General features: G+C 62.8%; 15 protein-coding genes and 1 tRNA gene. 9 read left to right on the top strand and 7 right to left on the bottom strand.

The annotated features are described in order from the left end of the window. Positions 1-2 precede the first annotated feature (2 nt). From ACIQ17_RS02845 to ACIQ17_RS02835, 3 genes are read right to left on the bottom strand one after another with little or no spacing between them, the layout of a single operon-like run. The gene (locus tag ACIQ17_RS02845; RefSeq protein WP_398465164.1) at positions 3-431 is read right to left on the bottom strand and encodes a GNAT family acetyltransferase; all 429 of its coding nucleotides are present in this window, start codon (positions 429-431) and stop codon (positions 3-5) included. After that, positions 428-1,885: an FAD-binding oxidoreductase gene (locus ACIQ17_RS02840; RefSeq protein ID WP_398465162.1), complete on the bottom strand. Its 1,458-nt coding sequence runs from the start codon at positions 1,883-1,885 to the stop codon at positions 428-430. The genes ACIQ17_RS02845 and ACIQ17_RS02840 overlap by 4 nt, the downstream gene beginning before the upstream one ends. A 37-nt stretch (positions 1,886-1,922) precedes the next feature. Beyond that, the gene (locus ACIQ17_RS02835) at positions 1,923-3,026 is read right to left on the bottom strand and encodes an L-threonylcarbamoyladenylate synthase (protein WP_398465160.1); all 1,104 of its coding nucleotides are present in this window, start codon (positions 3,024-3,026) and stop codon (positions 1,923-1,925) included. Here ACIQ17_RS02835 and ACIQ17_RS02830 point away from each other — a divergent pair. Further along, a tRNA-Pro gene (locus tag ACIQ17_RS02830) sits at positions 2,999-3,075 on the top strand. The two genes, ACIQ17_RS02835 and ACIQ17_RS02830, sit on opposite strands and share 28 nt — an antisense overlap. Before the next feature lie 410 nt (positions 3,076-3,485). Here the strand turns inward: ACIQ17_RS02830 and ACIQ17_RS02825 are convergent. The 4 genes from ACIQ17_RS02825 to ACIQ17_RS02810 form a co-directional block, all read right to left on the bottom strand. After that, the gene (locus ACIQ17_RS02825) at positions 3,486-3,614 is read right to left on the bottom strand and encodes a hypothetical protein (RefSeq protein WP_398465158.1); all 129 of its coding nucleotides are present in this window, start codon (positions 3,612-3,614) and stop codon (positions 3,486-3,488) included. Between the two features lie 140 nt (positions 3,615-3,754). Beyond that, positions 3,755-4,102, bottom strand: coding sequence for a 5-carboxymethyl-2-hydroxymuconate Delta-isomerase (locus tag ACIQ17_RS02820; RefSeq protein ID WP_398465156.1), 348 nt, complete (start codon positions 4,100-4,102; stop codon positions 3,755-3,757). A 17-nt stretch (positions 4,103-4,119) separates the two neighbouring features. After that, positions 4,120-4,905: an IclR family transcriptional regulator C-terminal domain-containing protein gene (locus ACIQ17_RS02815; protein WP_398465154.1), complete on the bottom strand. Its 786-nt coding sequence runs from the start codon at positions 4,903-4,905 to the stop codon at positions 4,120-4,122. A gap of 11 nt (positions 4,906-4,916) precedes the next feature. After that, entirely contained in the window at positions 4,917-6,140 is a 1,224-nt protein-coding gene (locus ACIQ17_RS02810; protein ID WP_398465152.1) for an NAD(P)/FAD-dependent oxidoreductase, read from the bottom strand. A 304-nt stretch (positions 6,141-6,444) separates the two neighbouring features. Between ACIQ17_RS02810 and ACIQ17_RS02805 the strand changes: the two genes are divergently transcribed. The 8 genes from ACIQ17_RS02805 (at position 6,445) to ACIQ17_RS02770 (ending at position 15,592) form a co-directional block, all read left to right on the top strand. After that, positions 6,445-7,812 (top strand): Rieske 2Fe-2S domain-containing protein, encoded by a 1,368-nt coding sequence (locus ACIQ17_RS02805; RefSeq protein WP_398465150.1) that lies wholly within the window; start codon positions 6,445-6,447, stop codon positions 7,810-7,812. 27 nt (positions 7,813-7,839) lie between these two features. Next, positions 7,840-9,276: a glutamine synthetase family protein gene (locus ACIQ17_RS02800; protein ID WP_398465148.1), complete on the top strand. Its 1,437-nt coding sequence runs from the start codon at positions 7,840-7,842 to the stop codon at positions 9,274-9,276. 115 nt (positions 9,277-9,391) lie between these two features. Beyond that, positions 9,392-10,558 carry an ABC transporter substrate-binding protein gene (locus ACIQ17_RS02795; protein WP_398465205.1) on the top strand — a complete coding sequence of 389 codons (1,167 nt, stop codon included), beginning with the start codon at positions 9,392-9,394 and terminating at the stop codon, positions 10,556-10,558. Positions 10,559-10,629: 71 nt separating this feature from the next. Further along, positions 10,630-12,261 (top strand): amidohydrolase, encoded by a 1,632-nt coding sequence (locus ACIQ17_RS02790; protein WP_398465146.1) that lies wholly within the window; start codon positions 10,630-10,632, stop codon positions 12,259-12,261. 8 nt (positions 12,262-12,269) lie between these two features. Beyond that, a complete protein-coding gene (locus tag ACIQ17_RS02785) occupies positions 12,270-13,139 on the top strand; it encodes a branched-chain amino acid ABC transporter permease (protein ID WP_398465144.1) in 870 nt (289 codons plus the stop codon). Next, positions 13,136-14,137 (top strand): branched-chain amino acid ABC transporter permease, encoded by a 1,002-nt coding sequence (locus ACIQ17_RS02780; protein ID WP_398465142.1) that lies wholly within the window; start codon positions 13,136-13,138, stop codon positions 14,135-14,137. Before ACIQ17_RS02785 ends, ACIQ17_RS02780 begins: the two co-directional genes overlap by 4 nt. Further along, a complete protein-coding gene (locus tag ACIQ17_RS02775) occupies positions 14,134-14,898 on the top strand; it encodes an ABC transporter ATP-binding protein (RefSeq protein ID WP_398465139.1) in 765 nt (254 codons plus the stop codon). The genes ACIQ17_RS02780 and ACIQ17_RS02775 overlap by 4 nt, the downstream gene beginning before the upstream one ends. Next, positions 14,879-15,592: an ABC transporter ATP-binding protein gene (locus ACIQ17_RS02770; protein WP_398465137.1), complete on the top strand. Its 714-nt coding sequence runs from the start codon at positions 14,879-14,881 to the stop codon at positions 15,590-15,592. The genes ACIQ17_RS02775 and ACIQ17_RS02770 overlap by 20 nt, the downstream gene beginning before the upstream one ends. Positions 15,593-15,688 lie beyond the last annotated feature (96 nt).

Below are 15,688 nucleotides of genomic sequence, written 5' to 3'. Positions count from 1 at the left end.
GACTAGGGCGTCATCGGCCGTCCATCGAGCCACTTCGCATAGATGACCCGATCCTGCTCGACATAATCGAGCCGCTCATAGAATTTCTGCACCTGCGTATTGTCCGAGCGCACCAGCAGCATCAGCTTCTCGATGCCACGCGCACGCAGCCAGTCTTCGGCAGCAGCCATGATGCCGCGGCCATAGTCCTTGCCCTGATGGTCGGGATCGACGGCGACGTAGTAGACCCAGCCGCGATGGCCGTCGTGGCCGACCAGCACCGAGGCGACGATGCGCTCGCCGTCGCGGCCAATCAGGATATCGGAATTCTCATCCCGGCGCGCGAGGGCGATATCGGCGCCGCTGTCGTTCCACGGCCGCGCGAGATTGCAGCGCTGCCAGAGATCGATGACCACGGGCACATCAGCATCGACGATGGGCCTGATCTTCATGGCTGCACCGGCAGCAGCACTTTGCCGGGGTTCAGGATGTTGAGAGGGTCCAGCATCGCCTTGAAGCTGCGCATCAGCTCCATGGCGACGGGATCCTTCACGCCCGGCAGATCCGCGGCCTTGAGCTGGCCTATGCCATGCTCTGCGGAGATCGAGCCACCCATGCGCAACACGACTTCAAACACGACATCGGCGATATCGTGCCAGCGCGCCAAAAATGCCTGCTTCGCGGCGTCGTCGCCGACCGTCGCGGCGGGCTGGCTGACATTGTAGTGGATGTTGCCGTCGCCGAGATGGCCAAACGGCACAGGCCGCGCATCTGGCAGCACCTTCGCCACGGCGGCATTGGCTTCAGCGATAAAGGCCGGCACGGCGGCGACGGGCACTGAGATGTCGTGCTTGATCGAGCCGCCCTCGGGCTTCTGTGCCGGCGAAATTTCCTCGCGTAGTTTCCAGAACGCCTGGCGCTGGCTCATGTTCTCGGCGATCACGGCGTCATCGACGATGCCGTCTTCGAAACCACGTTCGAGGATCGATTCCAGCGTGGCGCGAGCGTCGTCACGGCCGGAAGACAGCTCCATCAGCACGTACCAGTCATGCTTGCTCGTGAGCGGATCACGGATGCCGATGCCATGACGAACCGTGAAGTCCACGGCGATTTCAGCGATCAGCTCGAAGCTGGTGAGATTGCCGCCGGCAGCACTGCGTGAGATGTCGAGCAGCTTGAGCGCATCGGCCGGCGATTTCAGGCCGACGAAAGCCGTCTCCACGGCGCGGGGCTTCGGAAACAGCTTGAGCGTCGCTGCGGTGATGATGCCGAGCGTGCCTTCGGCGCCGATGAAGATGTTGCGCAGGTCGTAGCCGGTATTGTCCTTCTTCAGCTTGGACAGGCCGTTGAGGATACGGCCATCGGCCAGCACGACTTCGAGACCGAGCGCCATTTCGCGCGCGACGCCATAGGCGAGTGCCGTGGTGCCGCCGGCATTGCTGGAGAGATTGCCGCCGATCGTGCAACTGCCTTCGGAGCCGAGCGACAGCGGAAACAGACGGTCCGCATCGGCCGCACGCTGCTGGGCGACCTGCAGCACCAAGCCGGCTTCGGCCGTCATGGTGTTCGACGAGGTGTCGAGGTCGCGGATCTTGTCCATGCGCTTCATGGACAGCACGACTTCGCCGCCATAGGGCGTCTGGCCACCGACAAGGCCGGTATTGCCGCCCTGGGGCACGATCGCCGTGCGGGTCTCGGTGGCGAGCTTGCAGATCGCGGCGACTTCGGCCGTCGATCCCGGGCGCAGCACCAGCGGCGAAGTGCCGGAGAACAGGTTGCGCTCTTCGGTGACATAGGAATGCACGTCGGCGGCGTCGGTGAGCGCCTGCTTGTCGCCGACGATGGCGGCAAAGCGGGCGATGAGGTCGGGCGAGAGCGGTGCCGGCTTCGGCGGAACGAAATTCATGGAAATTCCCTGACGCGTTTCTTGGTCTTAAGTCCGGTTACACGGCCGCGCGGCGCAGTCGGTCATTGATCGCTTCACCGAGGCCGTGGCTTGGCACCGGCATCACGGCGATCCCGGCCGCACCTTTCGCATCGAGCGCGCGAAGATAGCCGAAAAGGTTGGCGGCGGCTTCCCCGAGATCGCTGCTTTCGGATAGGTTCATCACAACCTTGGCGTTGTCGATACCTGGCAGTTCGGCGCGACCAAATGCGAGCAGCGCTTCGCCGGGCTTTACATCCTCCGCCAGCAACCGTACGCGCGTGCGCGGCGCATAATGCGAGGCCAGCATGCCCGGTGCGAGCGGTTGATGATTGTCAGTTTCCGGTTCTTCCGGCGGTCGCGCGAGTGCCATGCCCAACACCTGTTCGATCGCTTCGCGGGGCAGCCCGCCCGGTCGCAGCAGCATCGGTTGTTCAAAGCAGCCCACAATGGTCGATTCTACGCCGACCTCCACCGGCCCGCCATCGACGATCATGTCGATGCGGCCATCCAGATCGGCCTTCACATGGGCGGCGTTGGTCGGCGACACATGGCCGGAGATATTGGCGGAAGGTGCCACCACGGCGCCGCCGAAGGCCGCCAGCAGCGCATGCGCGACGGGATGATCCGGCACCCGGATCGCCACCGTGTCGAGGCCGGCGGTGGCCAGATCCGAGACCGGGCAGTTGTCGGCCCAATTATCCAATTTGGGCAGCACCAGCGTCAGCGGCCCCGGCCAGAACGCTTCGGCCAGCGCCAGCGCGCGCGAATCGAAACGGGCGATGCGCCGGGCGGCTCCGAGGTTGGCCACATGGGCGATCAGCGGATTGAAACTCGGCCGGCCCTTGGCTTCATAAATCCCCGCCACCGCCCGCGGATTGGCCGCGTCGGCGCCGAGCCCGTAGACCGTCTCGGTGGGAAACGCCACCAGACGGCCCGCGCGTAGCGCATCGGCCGCCTCGGTGACAGCGGCGGCATCGATGATTTTGGTGGTGAGGGCCGTTTGCATGGCAGGGTTCATAATAAAAATGTCGTCTGCTTCATACAGGGGTTCTTGCGGACTGCGAAACCCGTCGCTATACAGCCGGCTCTTGTCGGAGTGTGGCTCAGCCCGGTAGAGCACTGCGTTCGGGACGCAGGGGTCGCAGGTTCGAATCCTGCCACTCCGACCATGATTTCAAAGACTTAGCGAATCTGATGGGAAACCGGCCCATGCAGTTCGTGACTTCCGGATACGCCCGAGGCCGATCCGATCAGGCGCTGCCCAGCCTTCCCTAAATTGACGAATTTCCTATCGTTGCCAGGTCGACGGTGACCGATCCTGATTCACCGCTCGTTTCAGGCGGCATGCGGACCGATCGATCCTCGTGATGCTGTCATTAACCTCCTGTTAACCACGTCGGCCCAGCCTCCGGTTCATGCGGTGGCACCGGAGCCTTCCTGGCCGGTATCCGATAGAGAGGTCGTTCGGCTGATGCTGAACGGCCTCTTGCCAATTTCAGGGCTGTGATTGCGGCAAGGAAAAAGCCCGCCGGATGATCCAGGCGGGCTTTTGAAGGTCGTGATCAGATCGCGCGCCGTGTCAGTGGCGAAATCCGAGATACAGGCCGATCATCGTGACGGCTGATACCAGCACGAAACCGAACAGGCTCCAGCCGATGATGGTCGCTTCGTCCGGGCCCTTGCGCGCGGTCTTTCCTTGAACGGTCAATCGTCTCTCCCAATCGTTGTTCTTGCACCGGCATCGGAGGCCGGCACTTAAGCAAATCGTAACGATGGGAGGTTGCGTGTCTAGATACTATCGATGTTGCGTTGCGGCGCGTTTCATGCCGCTTTGCAGCGTAACGCCGTTCAGTCGTGCAGGCGCTTGCGATAGGCGATCGGGTCCATGTCGCGGATATCGACGCTGAGGCTCTTGGTCTCCGGCAACATGGCCACAAGTGTCTCGCGCAGCGACTCGCTCACCATGATCTTCTGCGCGTGGGTCCGGCCTTCAAGCAGATAGACCGAGACATGGCAGAAGCCGTCCTTCTCACGCGCGACCAGATAATCCGAGAACGATGTCGCGCGGACCTTGATATCGGCCGCCTTCATCGCGCCGGTGTCCGCTGCGGTGTCGTGCACGGCTTCCATCAGCTTGGCGACGTCGAGCAGGCCGCCATGGCCGTCGCTGGAATATTCGATGACGAGATGCGGCATGGACGTTCCCCAGTTGATCAGAGCAGCAGCGGCTTCACCGTCGCGGCCGCATCGCGCAGCAGCGGCAGGAAGCGGTCGATCATTTCGCCGGTCGAGACACGGTCCACATGGGCGCCCATATTGATGGCGGCGACGATGGCATCATCATAGCGCCGCACGGGTACCGAGATCGAGCGGAAACCGGGCTCGGCCTCGCGGTCCACCAGCGAATAGCCCTTTTCGCGATCGGTAATGATGGCGGCCTTGAGCGACTCCCTGTCGGTCACCGTGAACGGCGTCATCGCCGTCAGCGTCATCGTATCGAGAATCTCGGTCAGGTCCTCATTCGAATATTTGCCGAGCATCGCGCGACCGACTGACGAGCAGTAGGCAGGCAGGCGATAGCCGAGATCGATCCCGGCGGAGAACACGCGCGCCGGGCTCGCACGAGCGACAAAGATCACGTCATGGCCGTGCAGCACGGCGAGGGACGAGATCTCCTGTGCGTCGCTGGAGATCTGATCCAGCACCGGCTGCAGGATGGTGACGACCTGGTTCGATGTCATGTAGGAGCCGGCCAGTGCCAGCACCTTTGGGGTCAGCGCAAACAGCTTGCCGTCGCTGACCACATAGCCGCGGTGCTCCAGCGTAAACAGGATGCGCCGCGCAGTGGCGCGCGGCAGGTCCGCCGCCTTGGCCACATCGCTCAGCGTCATCGGACGCGACTGCCCACCGAACAGTTCGAACACGCGCAGGCCGCGGTCGAGGCTTTCGATGAAATCGGTATTGCTGCGCTCGTCGTCGGGGCGCTTGAGTTTCGGCATGCTGTCCCGATCTATTTGCCCGCTTCGAATTTCTTCAGATCGAAAACGAGATCAGCGGCCTGTTCCGGCGTCGGCGACAGCGAGGCAGTGATCAGGCGGCGCGCGATCATCTGGTCGCCGGGCCGGTTGATGCTGTCCACGGCCGTGAGCTTGCCATCGCGATAGTAGAACACCGAGAATTTGCCTTCGGTCATGTCGCCGCGCACCACGGCCACATCAGTAGGTGCGGAGAGGCCCACGATCTGCAATTTGGCGTCATATTGATCGGACCAAAAGCGCGGCACGGCGTCATAGGCTTCCGGCTTGCCCGCGATCATCGAACCTACGGCCTTGCCCTGATCGGTGGCGTTCTGCACGGCTTCAAGGCGCACGCGGCGGCCCGCAAAGCTGTTGTGATGATTGCTGACATCGCCGGCCGCATAGATGTTCGGTGCATCCGTGCGGCCGTGCTCGTCGACATCGATGCCATTCGCGCTGGTGATGCCGGCCTGCACGGCCAGCTCGTCATTGGCGATGCCGCCGATGCCGGCGACGATGAGATCGGCGCGCACGCGCAGGCCGCTTGAGGTGATGACCTCGTTCACGGCGCCGGTACCTTCGATCGCAACAACGGACTCGTTGAAGCGGATATCGACACCATGCGAGCGATGGATGTCGAGCAGGAATTGCGAGATCAGTGGCGACACCGCCCGTTCCAGCAAGCGCGACTGCGCCTCGATCAGTGTCACCTTCTTGCCGGTCTTCGCGGCCGTGGATGCGACTTCCAGTCCAATGAAGCCGCCGCCGACGATGACGACATCGCTCGCGGCTTCGAGGCGCGGCTTCAGCGTCATCGCATCATCGAGGGTGCGCAGATAGACGATGCCATCGCGGTCGGCGCCAGGAATGGTGAGGCGCCGCGCGCGCGAGCCGGTGGCGATGACCAGGGAATCGAAAGGCAGGCTGTCGCCGCCTTCGAGTTTGATGCGGCTGGCGGCGCGATCGAGTTCGACGGCGCGATGGCCGAGCACCAGTTCGATGCCCTGGCCCTTGAAGTAATCATCGCCGCGCAGGAAAAGACTGTTGTGCGCGAAGTCGGTGGACAGGAATGCCTTGGACAGCGGCGGACGCTGATAGGGCAGGTGGATTTCGTCCGCGACAATGCGGATCGGCTCCTGATAGCCTTTTTCGCGGGCGCTGATGCCAGCCTGGACGCCTGCATAAGAGGCGCCGACAATGACGAGCCCGTTGCTCATGGCCGCGCTCCCGCGATCCGATCGGCTCGCAATTTCAAAGTCTTCGACATCGTCCGCTCCTGATCTTTGTCCGTATATTGAACAACTGTTCGCCACTCGCAAGCCGATGCTTTGGGCGCGAAATGCTGCAGTTGCTCAGTAAGACAGCAGTTCATGCTGCAAAATTCTGCTTGCTTAGAATTAGTCCAACGATAAAATTCGTACATAAGTTCAATAGACGAACAAGAGCTGTTCAAAGCTGACTTCGCTCACGGGATCGAAGCGCTCCGGTCAAGTCGAGCAAAATGAGGAAAGGTCCAACGCCATGATGAGCCAAGAGCAGAACGACCTGATCACCCGCATCGGGCCCAAGGCGCCCGCGGGCAAATTGATGCGTATGTATTGGCAGCCCGCCGCGCTCACCGCCGAGCTCGAAGGCGAGCGCCCGATCCGTCCGGTGCGTCTGCTGGGCGAGGACTTTGTGATTTTCCGCGACGAACAGGGCCGCTACGGCCTGCTCGATCGCGATTGCCCGCATCGCGGTGCCGACCTCGCTTTCGGTCGCCTTGAAGGCGGCGGTGTGCGCTGTGCTTTCCATGGCTGGCTGTTCGATGTCGAAGGCAAGTGCCTGGAGACGCCGGCCGAGCCGAAGAATTCGCGCCTGTGCCAGGGCATCAAGCAGCGCGCTTACCCTGTGATGGAGAAGGGCGGCATTCTCTGGACCTATCTCGGCGAAGGCGAGCCGCCGGCTTTCCCGGAGATCGACTGCTTTGCAGCGCCTGAGCAATACACCTTCGCCTTCAAGGGCCTGTTCGAATGCAACTGGCTGCAGGCGCTGGAGGTCGGCATCGATCCCGCCCATGCCTCGTTCCTGCATCGCTTCTTCGAGGACGAGGACGTCAAGGCGTCCTATGGCAAGCAGTTCCGTGGCGCCTCGGCCGGCACCGAAGTGCCGATGACCAAGATCCTGCGTGAATATGATCGTCCGATCATCAATGTGGAATCCACCGAATACGGCCTGCGCCTGATTGCGCTGCGCGAGCTGGACGAGGAGCGCACCCATGTGCGCGTCACCAACCAGCTGTTTCCGCATGGCTTCGTCATTCCCATGAGCGCGGAGATGACCATCACCCAGTGGCATGTGCCGGTGGATGACGAGAATTGCTACTGGTATGCGATCTTCACCAGCTACACCAAGCCGGTGGACAAGAAGAAGATGACCGACCAGCGGCTCGAGCTCTATGAGCTGCCGAACTACACCTCGCGCAAGAACAAGCGCAACGATTACGGCTTCGATCCGCACGAACAGAAGCACGAGACCTATACGGGCATGGGCGCCGACATCAATGTTCACGACCAGTGGGCGGTGGAGTCCATGGGCGCGATCCAGGATCGCACCCGCGAGCATCTGGGTCAGAGCGACAAGGCGATCATCGCCTATCGCAAGCTGCTTCGTGCCGAGATCGAGAAGGTCGCCGGCGGCCAGAAGCCGATGTTGTTCCTCGATGAGGCCAGCGCGCGCAGCATCCAGGGCCCGGGTACGATGGATGGCATCGGGCCGAGCAAGGGCTGGGAGACCTACTGGATGGAGGTCGACGTCGCCCGCCGCCGCGGCGCGCCATGGATGGCGCCGGTGCCGGCCGACCAGACCGAGCCGGGCTCGAGTGTCGTCCATCTGCCGGCGGCAGAGTAAGTTTCAAGCGACCCGCGGGAGAGTGCGTTGAGTTTCGTTGAACGTCACGGACTGTGGTCCGCGGAGCAGAAGGACGCAGCAAAGCGGCTGCGCGCCATTGTCGAGGAACAGAAGCTGGAAGTGATCCGGCTCTCGTTTCCCGATCAGCACGGCATTCTGCGCGGCAAGACGCTGATCGCGAGCGAGGCGCTGCGCTGCCTCGAAAGCGGCTGCTCCATCACCACGACCATGTTCGCCAAGGACACGTCGCACAAGACGGTGTTTCCGGTGTTCACCGCCGGCGGCGGTTTCGGCATCCCGGAGATGCAGGGCGCCGCCGACGTCCTGATGATTCCCGATCCCTCGACGTTCCGGGTGCTGCCCTGGGCGCCAGAGACCGGCTGGATTTTGTGCGACGTGCATTTCGCTGATGGCCGCCCGGTGCCGTTCGCGACGCGCAATCTCTTCAAGAAGGTGCTCGGCGATCTCGAAGCCCGCGGCTATGATTTCATCGCCGGCCTCGAAGTCGAGTTTCATATCTTCCGCGTCGAGAACGAGCATATGAAGCCGGAGGATGCCGGCCAGCCCGGCAATCCGCCTGAAGTGAGCCTGCTGTCGCATGGCTATAATTATCTTACCGAACAGCGTTACGATCAGATGGAGCCGGTGCTGGAGATCATCCGGCGCGATGTGCTGGCGCTGAATCTGCCGTTGCGGTCGGTGGAAGTCGAATACGGCCCGAGCCAGTGCGAATTCACCTTCCAGCCGACGGTGGGCCTGACGCCGGCCGACAGCATGGTGCTGTTTCGATCAGCCGTGAAGCAGATCGCGCATCGCCACGGCTATCACGCCACCTTCATGTGTCGTCCGAAGATCCCAAATGTCGTGTCGTCGGGCTGGCATCTGCATCAGTCCATTGTGTCACGCGCCAACGGCGCCAATGCTTTCATGCCGACCGAGGGCACGCAGCCGCTGTCACCGTTCGGGCAGGGCTACCTCGCAGGATTGCTCGCGCATGCCCGCGCGGCGACGGTGTTCACCACGCCGACGATCAACGGCTACAAGCGCTATCGCTCCTATTCGCTGGCGCCGGACCGTGCCATCTGGGGCCGCGACAATCGCGGCGCCATGCTACGCGTGCTGGGCGGACTCAATGATTCCGCCACGCGCATCGAGAATCGCGTCGGCGAGCCCGCCGCAAATCCCTATCTCTATATGTCGTCGCAAATCCTCTCGGGTCTCGACGGTGTCGATCGCAAGCTCGATCCCGGTCCATCCGCCGACACGCCTTACGAGACCAATGCCGATCTTCTGCCAAAATCGCTGCGCGAGGCGACCTTCGCGCTGAAGGAAGATCCGTTCTTCCGCGAGAAGATGGGTGCGACCATGGTCGACTATTACACACACATCAAGAATGCTGAGATCGATCGTTTCCAGGCGGAAGTTTCCGACTGGGAGCAGCGCGAATACTTTGAAATGTTCTGAGCCGCGACGATGGCGCGCACCCGCCGTCGTTGCAGCGACAATCGGCACGTTTATTGAATACGAAACCGCGGCATCACAGTCTCGGTCACACAGGGGGATAACCAGAATGACAAAAATGAAGCATTCGATTCTTGCACTCGCCATCGTCGGCGCGATGACAGGAACGGCATCGGCCGACGTCATCAAGGTCGGCATCATCGGCACCATGTCGGGGCCGTATTCGCTGTTCGGCAAGAATTTCAAGATGGGCATCGACGCCTGGGTTGCCGAACACGGCAACAAGGTCGGTAACCACACCGTCGAATTCGTCTATCGCGACGAGGAAAGCCCGAACCCGGCCAAGTCCAAGGCGCTCGCGCAGGAATTGCTGGTCAAGGAGAAGGTGCAGTATCTCGCCGGCGTCTATTTCACGCCGAATGCGATGGCGATCGCGCCGCTGCTCGAGGAATCCAAGACGCCGCTGATCGTGATGAACGCAGCGACCTCGGCGATTGTCGAGAAGAGCCCCTATATCGTCCGCACTTCCTTCACCATGTGGCAGAACACCGTGCCGGCGGCGAAGGTCGCGTTCAAGAATGGTGCGAAGAAGGTTGCGATCGCGGTCAGCGATTACGGTCCGGGCATCGATGCCGAGGCGGCGTTCAAGAAGACGTTTGAAGCCGAGGGGGGCGCCGTCGTCGAGGCGGTTCGCATTCCGCTTGCCACCACCGACTTCAGCCCGATCATGCAGCGTATCAAGGACTCCGGTGCGGACACGATCTTCACCTTCCTGCCGTCGGGCCCGCCGACGCTGGGCTTTGTCAAAGCCTATATCGACAACGGCCTGAAGGCGGGCGGCGTCAAGCTGATGTCCACCGGCGACGTGGTGACCGAGCCAGACTTGCCGAATATCGGCGATGCCGGCATCGGTATTTTGTCCACCTATCACTACGCGGTGTCGCACGACTCCAAGGAAAACGCCGCGTTCCTCGCGCAGCTCAAGAAGGGCGGCGCCAGCGTCGATGATGTCACCATGACCTCGGTGGCGGCTTATGACGGTGCGCGCCTGATCTACAAGATGATCGAGGCCACCGACGGAAAGCGCGATCCGGCCAAGGCCGTCGATGCGATCAAGGACATGAAGTGGGTCTCCCCGCGCGGTCCGGTGTCGATCGATCCGACTACCCGTCACATCCGCCAGAACGTCTATCTGCGCAGCGTGGCAAAGGTGGACGGCAAGCTGATCAACAAGGAAGAGCAGACATTTGCCGATCAGCCCGACTGGGCGCTCAGCAAGCAGTAAGATCTCGTTATTTCGGGGCGCATGTCGCGTGAGCCACGCGCGCCCCGAAATCTCTCAACATTGAATCTCAGATGACCCGCGTCGTGTCTTCCATCCTGCTCACCAATGGCCGCATCTATCGGTCCGCCTGGGACGAAACCCCCACGGACAGCATTGTTGTCAGCGATGGCAAGGTGATCTGGACCGGCGCCGCCGCTGCCGCGCCGGCCGCTGACGAGACCGTCGATCTCGGCGGCACGACAGTCATCCCTGGCCTGACCGACGCGCATATCCATCTCTTCGCCATCGCACATGCGCGATTGCAGGTGCCGGTGACGCCACGCGATGCACCGACGATCGCCGCGGTGCTGGCGCTGCTGACGAGACGCGCAAGCGAGATCACGACCGACAAGTGGGTTCTCGGTGCCGGCCTAGACGAAAACGGCCTCGCCGAACTTCGCTTGCCGACGCGTGCCGAGATCGACGCCGTCATTCCCGATCATCCCGTCCTGATCCGCCGTTTCTGCGGCCATGTCGCCGTCGTCAACAGCAAGGCGCTCAAGTTGCTCGGAATCGACGACGGCATCGCCGATCCCGAAGGCGGCACTTTCGGTCGTGCCGCCGATGGCGCGCTCGATGGCTGCGCCAAGGAGAGCGCGGCCGAGCAGATTTTCCGCGCCGCGCCTGCCATGGATCGCGATGAGTTGATCGCCGCCTTGCGCGCGACCATCGTGGACAGCACGCGCATGGGCCTCGTCGCCGCCGTGGAAGCCGCGGTTGGTTTCACTGTCGGCTTCGACGACGAATTCGCTGTTTGGAACGAGCTGCGCAAAACCGGTCCGGTACCGATGCGCCTTGGCTTCATGAACCAGCTCGATCCCGACGAGGCAGCCGAGCGCGGCCTGACGCCGACGCCGGATGCGGACTGGCAATCCATCAGCCTGAAATACTTCGCCGATGGCATCGTCGGCGCGCGCACCGCTGCCGTTAGCGAAGACTATGCAGATACGGAGAGCCGCGGCTTCTTCATGCGTGACGAGGCCGAGTTGCAACGCGTGATCGGCGCGGCACAGGCCGCCGGCTGGCAGGTGGCGGTGCATTGCTGCGGCGACCGAGCAACGGATTGCATCATCGAAGCCTATGAGAAGGCGCAGGCCGCGCATCCGCGTGAAAATATGCGCCATCGCATCGAGCATTATTTTGTGCCGCCCGAGGGCGGTCTGGCGCGGATGAAGGCACTGGGCGCATTGGTCGTCACCCAGCCCAGCTTTCTCACCCGCATGCGCCGCTCCATCGCCGGGGCGTTCGGTTCACGCGCCGATCGCTGCTATCCCGGCCGATCGGTCATCGATGCCGGCGTCACTTACATTGCCAGTTCGGATGCGCCGACCGGCGCGTGGTCACCATGGGATGGCATCGGCGATGCCGTCGGCCGCGCCTCGGACAGCGGCCAGGCGATCGGGCCGGGCGAAGCCGTGAGCGTGCGCGAGGCGCTTCACAGCTACACGGTGGGCGGCGCCATCGCGATGAAGCAGGAGCAGTGGCGCGGCACGCTGATGCCCGGCATGGCCGCCGACCTGATCGTCCTCGACCGCGACCCCTTCACCACGGATGCCGCTTCGCTGAAATCGACGCAGGTGCTGCTCACCATGGTGCGCGGCTCCGTCGTCCATGACGCCATGCCGCAGCAGGGCGAATGGCGCCCGGCCCGGCATTCGGCATAGGATCACTCATGCGCACTGTTTTCAGCATCCTGACCGACGCCGTCGCCTATGGCATGGTGCTGTTCATCATCTCCATCGGCCTGTCGATCATGATGGGTCTGATGCGCGTGGTGAATCTCGCCCATGGCGCCTTCGCCATGATCGGCGGTTATCTCGCATCCTATGCGCTGCGCGATCTCGGCGTGCATTACAGCGTCGCCATCCTGCTGGCGGTGGTCGGTGCGATCGTCGCATCGATCCCGTTCGAGCTGCTGCTGTATCGCCGCATCTATCGCAAGGCTGATCCCCTGATGCAGGTGCTGATGACCATCGGCATCACGTTCTTCATCATCGGCATCGTCAATTTCATCTTCGGCCCGTCGCTGAAGCCGATCCCGTTGCCCGCGACCTTGAGCGGCCCGCTCGATATCGGCTTCCGCATGCTGCCAACCCATCGCGTCTTCGTCATCGTCTGCGGCATCGTGGTGGCGCTGGCGCTGTGGCTGCTGATCGAGAAGACCGAGTTCGGCATCAAGCTGCGCGCCTCGGTCGATCACAGCGGCATGGCCGATGCGCTCGGCATCCGCACCGAGATCATCTATGCCGCGACCTTTGCCCTGGCTATCGGCCTTGGCGCCTTCGGCGGCGTGGTCGGCGCGGAGATCCTGCCCATCGAGCCTTATTATGCGCTGCGCTACATGGTGACCTTTCTCGTGGTTGTCTCCGTGGGCGGCGCCGGTTCGATCCTCGGCGCGCTGTCGGCATCGCTCCTGCTCGGACTGGCGGATACGACCGGAAAATATCTCGCGCCGGAATTCGGCGATTTCTTCTTCTACCTGTCGGTGATCTTCATCGTGTTTCTGTTCCCGCACGGCCTGTTCGGCAAGGCGCACGCATGAGCGAGATTGCAGTGACCCTTGTTCCCCACAAGCGCAACGTCCCCTTCGCGCAGGAAGCGGCCGGCGCGATCGCCATTCTGGCGCTCGGTGCCGTCGGCTACTTTCTGTTTCCGGATGATCTCGCTTTCCTGACGCGCCTGATCGGCATTGCCTTCCTGGTGCTGTCGCTCGACCTGGTCACCGGCTATTGCGGCGTCGCGACGCTTGGCCATGCCGCGCAGTTCGGCGTCGGGGCCTATGCAGCCGGCATCGCCTGCATTCGCGGCATCACCGATCCCGTCGCTCTGCTGGCCGTGGGGGTGTTCGCCGGCACGGTGATGGGCCTGATCTCCGGCGCCCTGATCACGCGTTTCCGCGGCTTGCCACAACTGGTGCTGTCGATCGCAGTTGGCCAGCTCGTTGCCGGTCTTGCCAACAAGCTGTCCTGGCTCACGGGCGGCAGCGATGGCCTCTCCGGGATCGAGCCAGGCAAGGTCTTCGGCGTGTTCGGCTTCGATATGTATAGCCGCACCGCCTTCCTATTCTCGCTCGGCGTACTGGCCATCACCTTCGTCGTGCTGAAGCGCTTTGTCAGTTCGCCATTCGGCCTGATGTGCCGAGGCATCAAGGATGACGACCTGCGCGCCAAGATGATCGGCGTCTCGATCTATCCGCGGCTTGTCGTGATGTATGGCGTCGCTGGCGCCGTGGCCGGCATCGGCGGCGCGCTGACGGCGATCTCGACCGGCGTCGTCGGCCTCGACAGCGTCAGCTTCGAGCGCTCCGCCGAAGTGCTGGTTATGCTCGTGCTGGGCGGCGCCGGGCATCTGTGGGGCGCGCTGGCCGGCACCGTGATCTTCATGATCTTCGAGCACATCGTGGCAGCCGCCAACCCGTTCCACTGGATGACGCTGGTCGGCCTGTTGCTGATCCTCATCGTGGTGTTCGCGCCGCGCGGCTTGATCGAACCGGTGCTGTCTCTCTGGGCGAAGTCCAGGCGCAAGGGAGAGGCGGCATGACCGAACTTCTCGAAGCCCGCGGCGTCTCGCGCTCGTTCGGTGGCCTGCATGTCACCCGCGACGTCAATTTCAAGCTTGCCTCCGGCGATCGCGTGGCCTTGATCGGCCCGAACGGCGCCGGCAAGACCACGCTGGTGAACCTGATCACCGGCGACCTCGCGCCGAGCGAAGGCCGGTTCCTGATGGCCGGCGACGACATCACGCAGCTCAGCATTCCCGAACGCGTCCGCCGTGGTCTCGTGCGTACGTTCCAGACCACGCGGCTGTTCGCCAATCTCACTGTGGCGGACAATGTCGCGCTGGCGATCATGCAGCGCAAGCGCATCAGCCGCCGGTTCTTCTCCAGTTCCACGGAACTGCCGGACGTCAAAGCCGAATGGAGCGAAATCCTTGCCCATCTCGGCCTCGATCGTCTCGCCTATCGCAAGGTCGTCGAGCTTGCTTATGGCCAGCAGCGCCTGATCGAACTCGCCATCGGCCTTGCGCTGCATCCGAAAGTGCTGTTGCTCGACGAACCCGCCGCCGGCGTGCCGCATGACGAGGCGCCGAAGATCCTCGATGCCATCAATCGTCTGCCGTCGGATATCGCCGTGCTGATGATCGAGCACGACATGGATCTGGTGTTCAAATTTGCCAAGCGTGTGCTGGTGCTTGCTGCCGGTCGGTTGATCTTTGAGGGATCGCCGCAGGATGTCACCGCCGATCACGAGGTGCGCCGCGCCTATCTCGGGAGCTATGCCGATGCCCGCCACAGCGCTTGAGATCCGCAATCTGCGCGCCGGCTACGGGCCGACGCGGATCATTGAGGATATCTCCTTCACCATCAATCGGGGGGATCGTCTCGCCGTGCTTGGTCGCAACGGCATGGGCAAGACGACGCTGCTGGCGACGTTGATGGGCCTGACCACGCGTCACGGCGGCGAGATCAGGCTTGGCGAGCACGACATCGCCGGCCGGCGCACATCGGCGCGCGCGGAACTCGGCATCGGCTATGTGCCGCAGACACGTGACATCTTCGCATCGCTCACGGTGGAGGAGAACCTGCGTGCCGGCCTCAAGGGCCGTCCGCTGTCGGCGCTGGATGAGGCCTACGCGATGTTCCCGCGCCTGCGCGAGCGGCGCGGCAATTTCGGCAAGCAACTCTCGGGCGGTGAGCAGCAGATGCTGTCTATGGCCCGCACGCTGCTCGGCAAGCCGTCGATCCTGTTGCTCGACGAGCCGCTCGAAGGTCTCGCCCCCGTCATCTGCGACGAGTTGATGGCCATGCTGGTGCAGCTTGCTGCCGGCGGCGAGATGACCATCGTTCTGGTGGAACAGCAGATCGAGCGCGCTCTCGACTTCGCCAATAGCGTCATGGTGATGGAACGCGGTCGCACCAGCTGGAACGGCACGCCCGAAACCCTGAAGAGCGATCATGGGCTGATCGATCGTCTGGTCGGCGTCGGCATTCATTGATGTAATGCCGCCTAGAGAAAAATAACCCCGAGAACGGTGAGGTCCCGGGGCCAAGTTTCTTGATGTCTCAACGAGAAAGCTCGCTGATAAAGCTAT

Source organism: Tardiphaga sp. (assembly GCF_044340795.1).
Classification (GTDB): domain Bacteria; phylum Pseudomonadota; class Alphaproteobacteria; order Rhizobiales; family Xanthobacteraceae; genus Tardiphaga.
Note: the sequence above shows the minus strand (reverse complement) of the source record. Positions and strands in the feature narration are given on the sequence as shown.

Excerpts from the sequence above, each read along its gene's own strand:
- ACIQ17_RS02845 (WP_398465164.1), bottom strand. The coding sequence starts at position 431 with ATGAAGATCAGGCCCATCGTCGATGCTGATGTGCCCGTGGTCATCGAT.
- ACIQ17_RS02840 (WP_398465162.1), bottom strand. The coding sequence starts at position 1,885 with ATGAATTTCGTTCCGCCGAAGCCGGCACCGCTCTCGCCCGACCTCATC.
- ACIQ17_RS02820 (WP_398465156.1), bottom strand. The coding sequence starts at position 4,102 with ATGCCGCATCTCGTCATCGAATATTCCAGCGACGGCCATGGCGGCCTG.
- ACIQ17_RS02815 (WP_398465154.1), bottom strand. The coding sequence starts at position 4,905 with ATGCCGAAACTCAAGCGCCCCGACGACGAGCGCAGCAATACCGATTTC.
- ACIQ17_RS02810 (WP_398465152.1), bottom strand. The coding sequence starts at position 6,140 with ATGAGCAACGGGCTCGTCATTGTCGGCGCCTCTTATGCAGGCGTCCAG.
- ACIQ17_RS02805 (WP_398465150.1), top strand. The coding sequence starts at position 6,445 with ATGATGAGCCAAGAGCAGAACGACCTGATCACCCGCATCGGGCCCAAG.
- ACIQ17_RS02795 (WP_398465205.1), top strand. The coding sequence starts at position 9,392 with ATGAAGCATTCGATTCTTGCACTCGCCATCGTCGGCGCGATGACAGGA.
- ACIQ17_RS02790 (WP_398465146.1), top strand. The coding sequence starts at position 10,630 with ATGACCCGCGTCGTGTCTTCCATCCTGCTCACCAATGGCCGCATCTAT.
- ACIQ17_RS02785 (WP_398465144.1), top strand. The coding sequence starts at position 12,270 with ATGCGCACTGTTTTCAGCATCCTGACCGACGCCGTCGCCTATGGCATG.
- ACIQ17_RS02780 (WP_398465142.1), top strand. The coding sequence starts at position 13,136 with ATGAGCGAGATTGCAGTGACCCTTGTTCCCCACAAGCGCAACGTCCCC.
- ACIQ17_RS02775 (WP_398465139.1), top strand. The coding sequence starts at position 14,134 with ATGACCGAACTTCTCGAAGCCCGCGGCGTCTCGCGCTCGTTCGGTGGC.
- ACIQ17_RS02770 (WP_398465137.1), top strand. The coding sequence starts at position 14,879 with ATGCCCGCCACAGCGCTTGAGATCCGCAATCTGCGCGCCGGCTACGGG.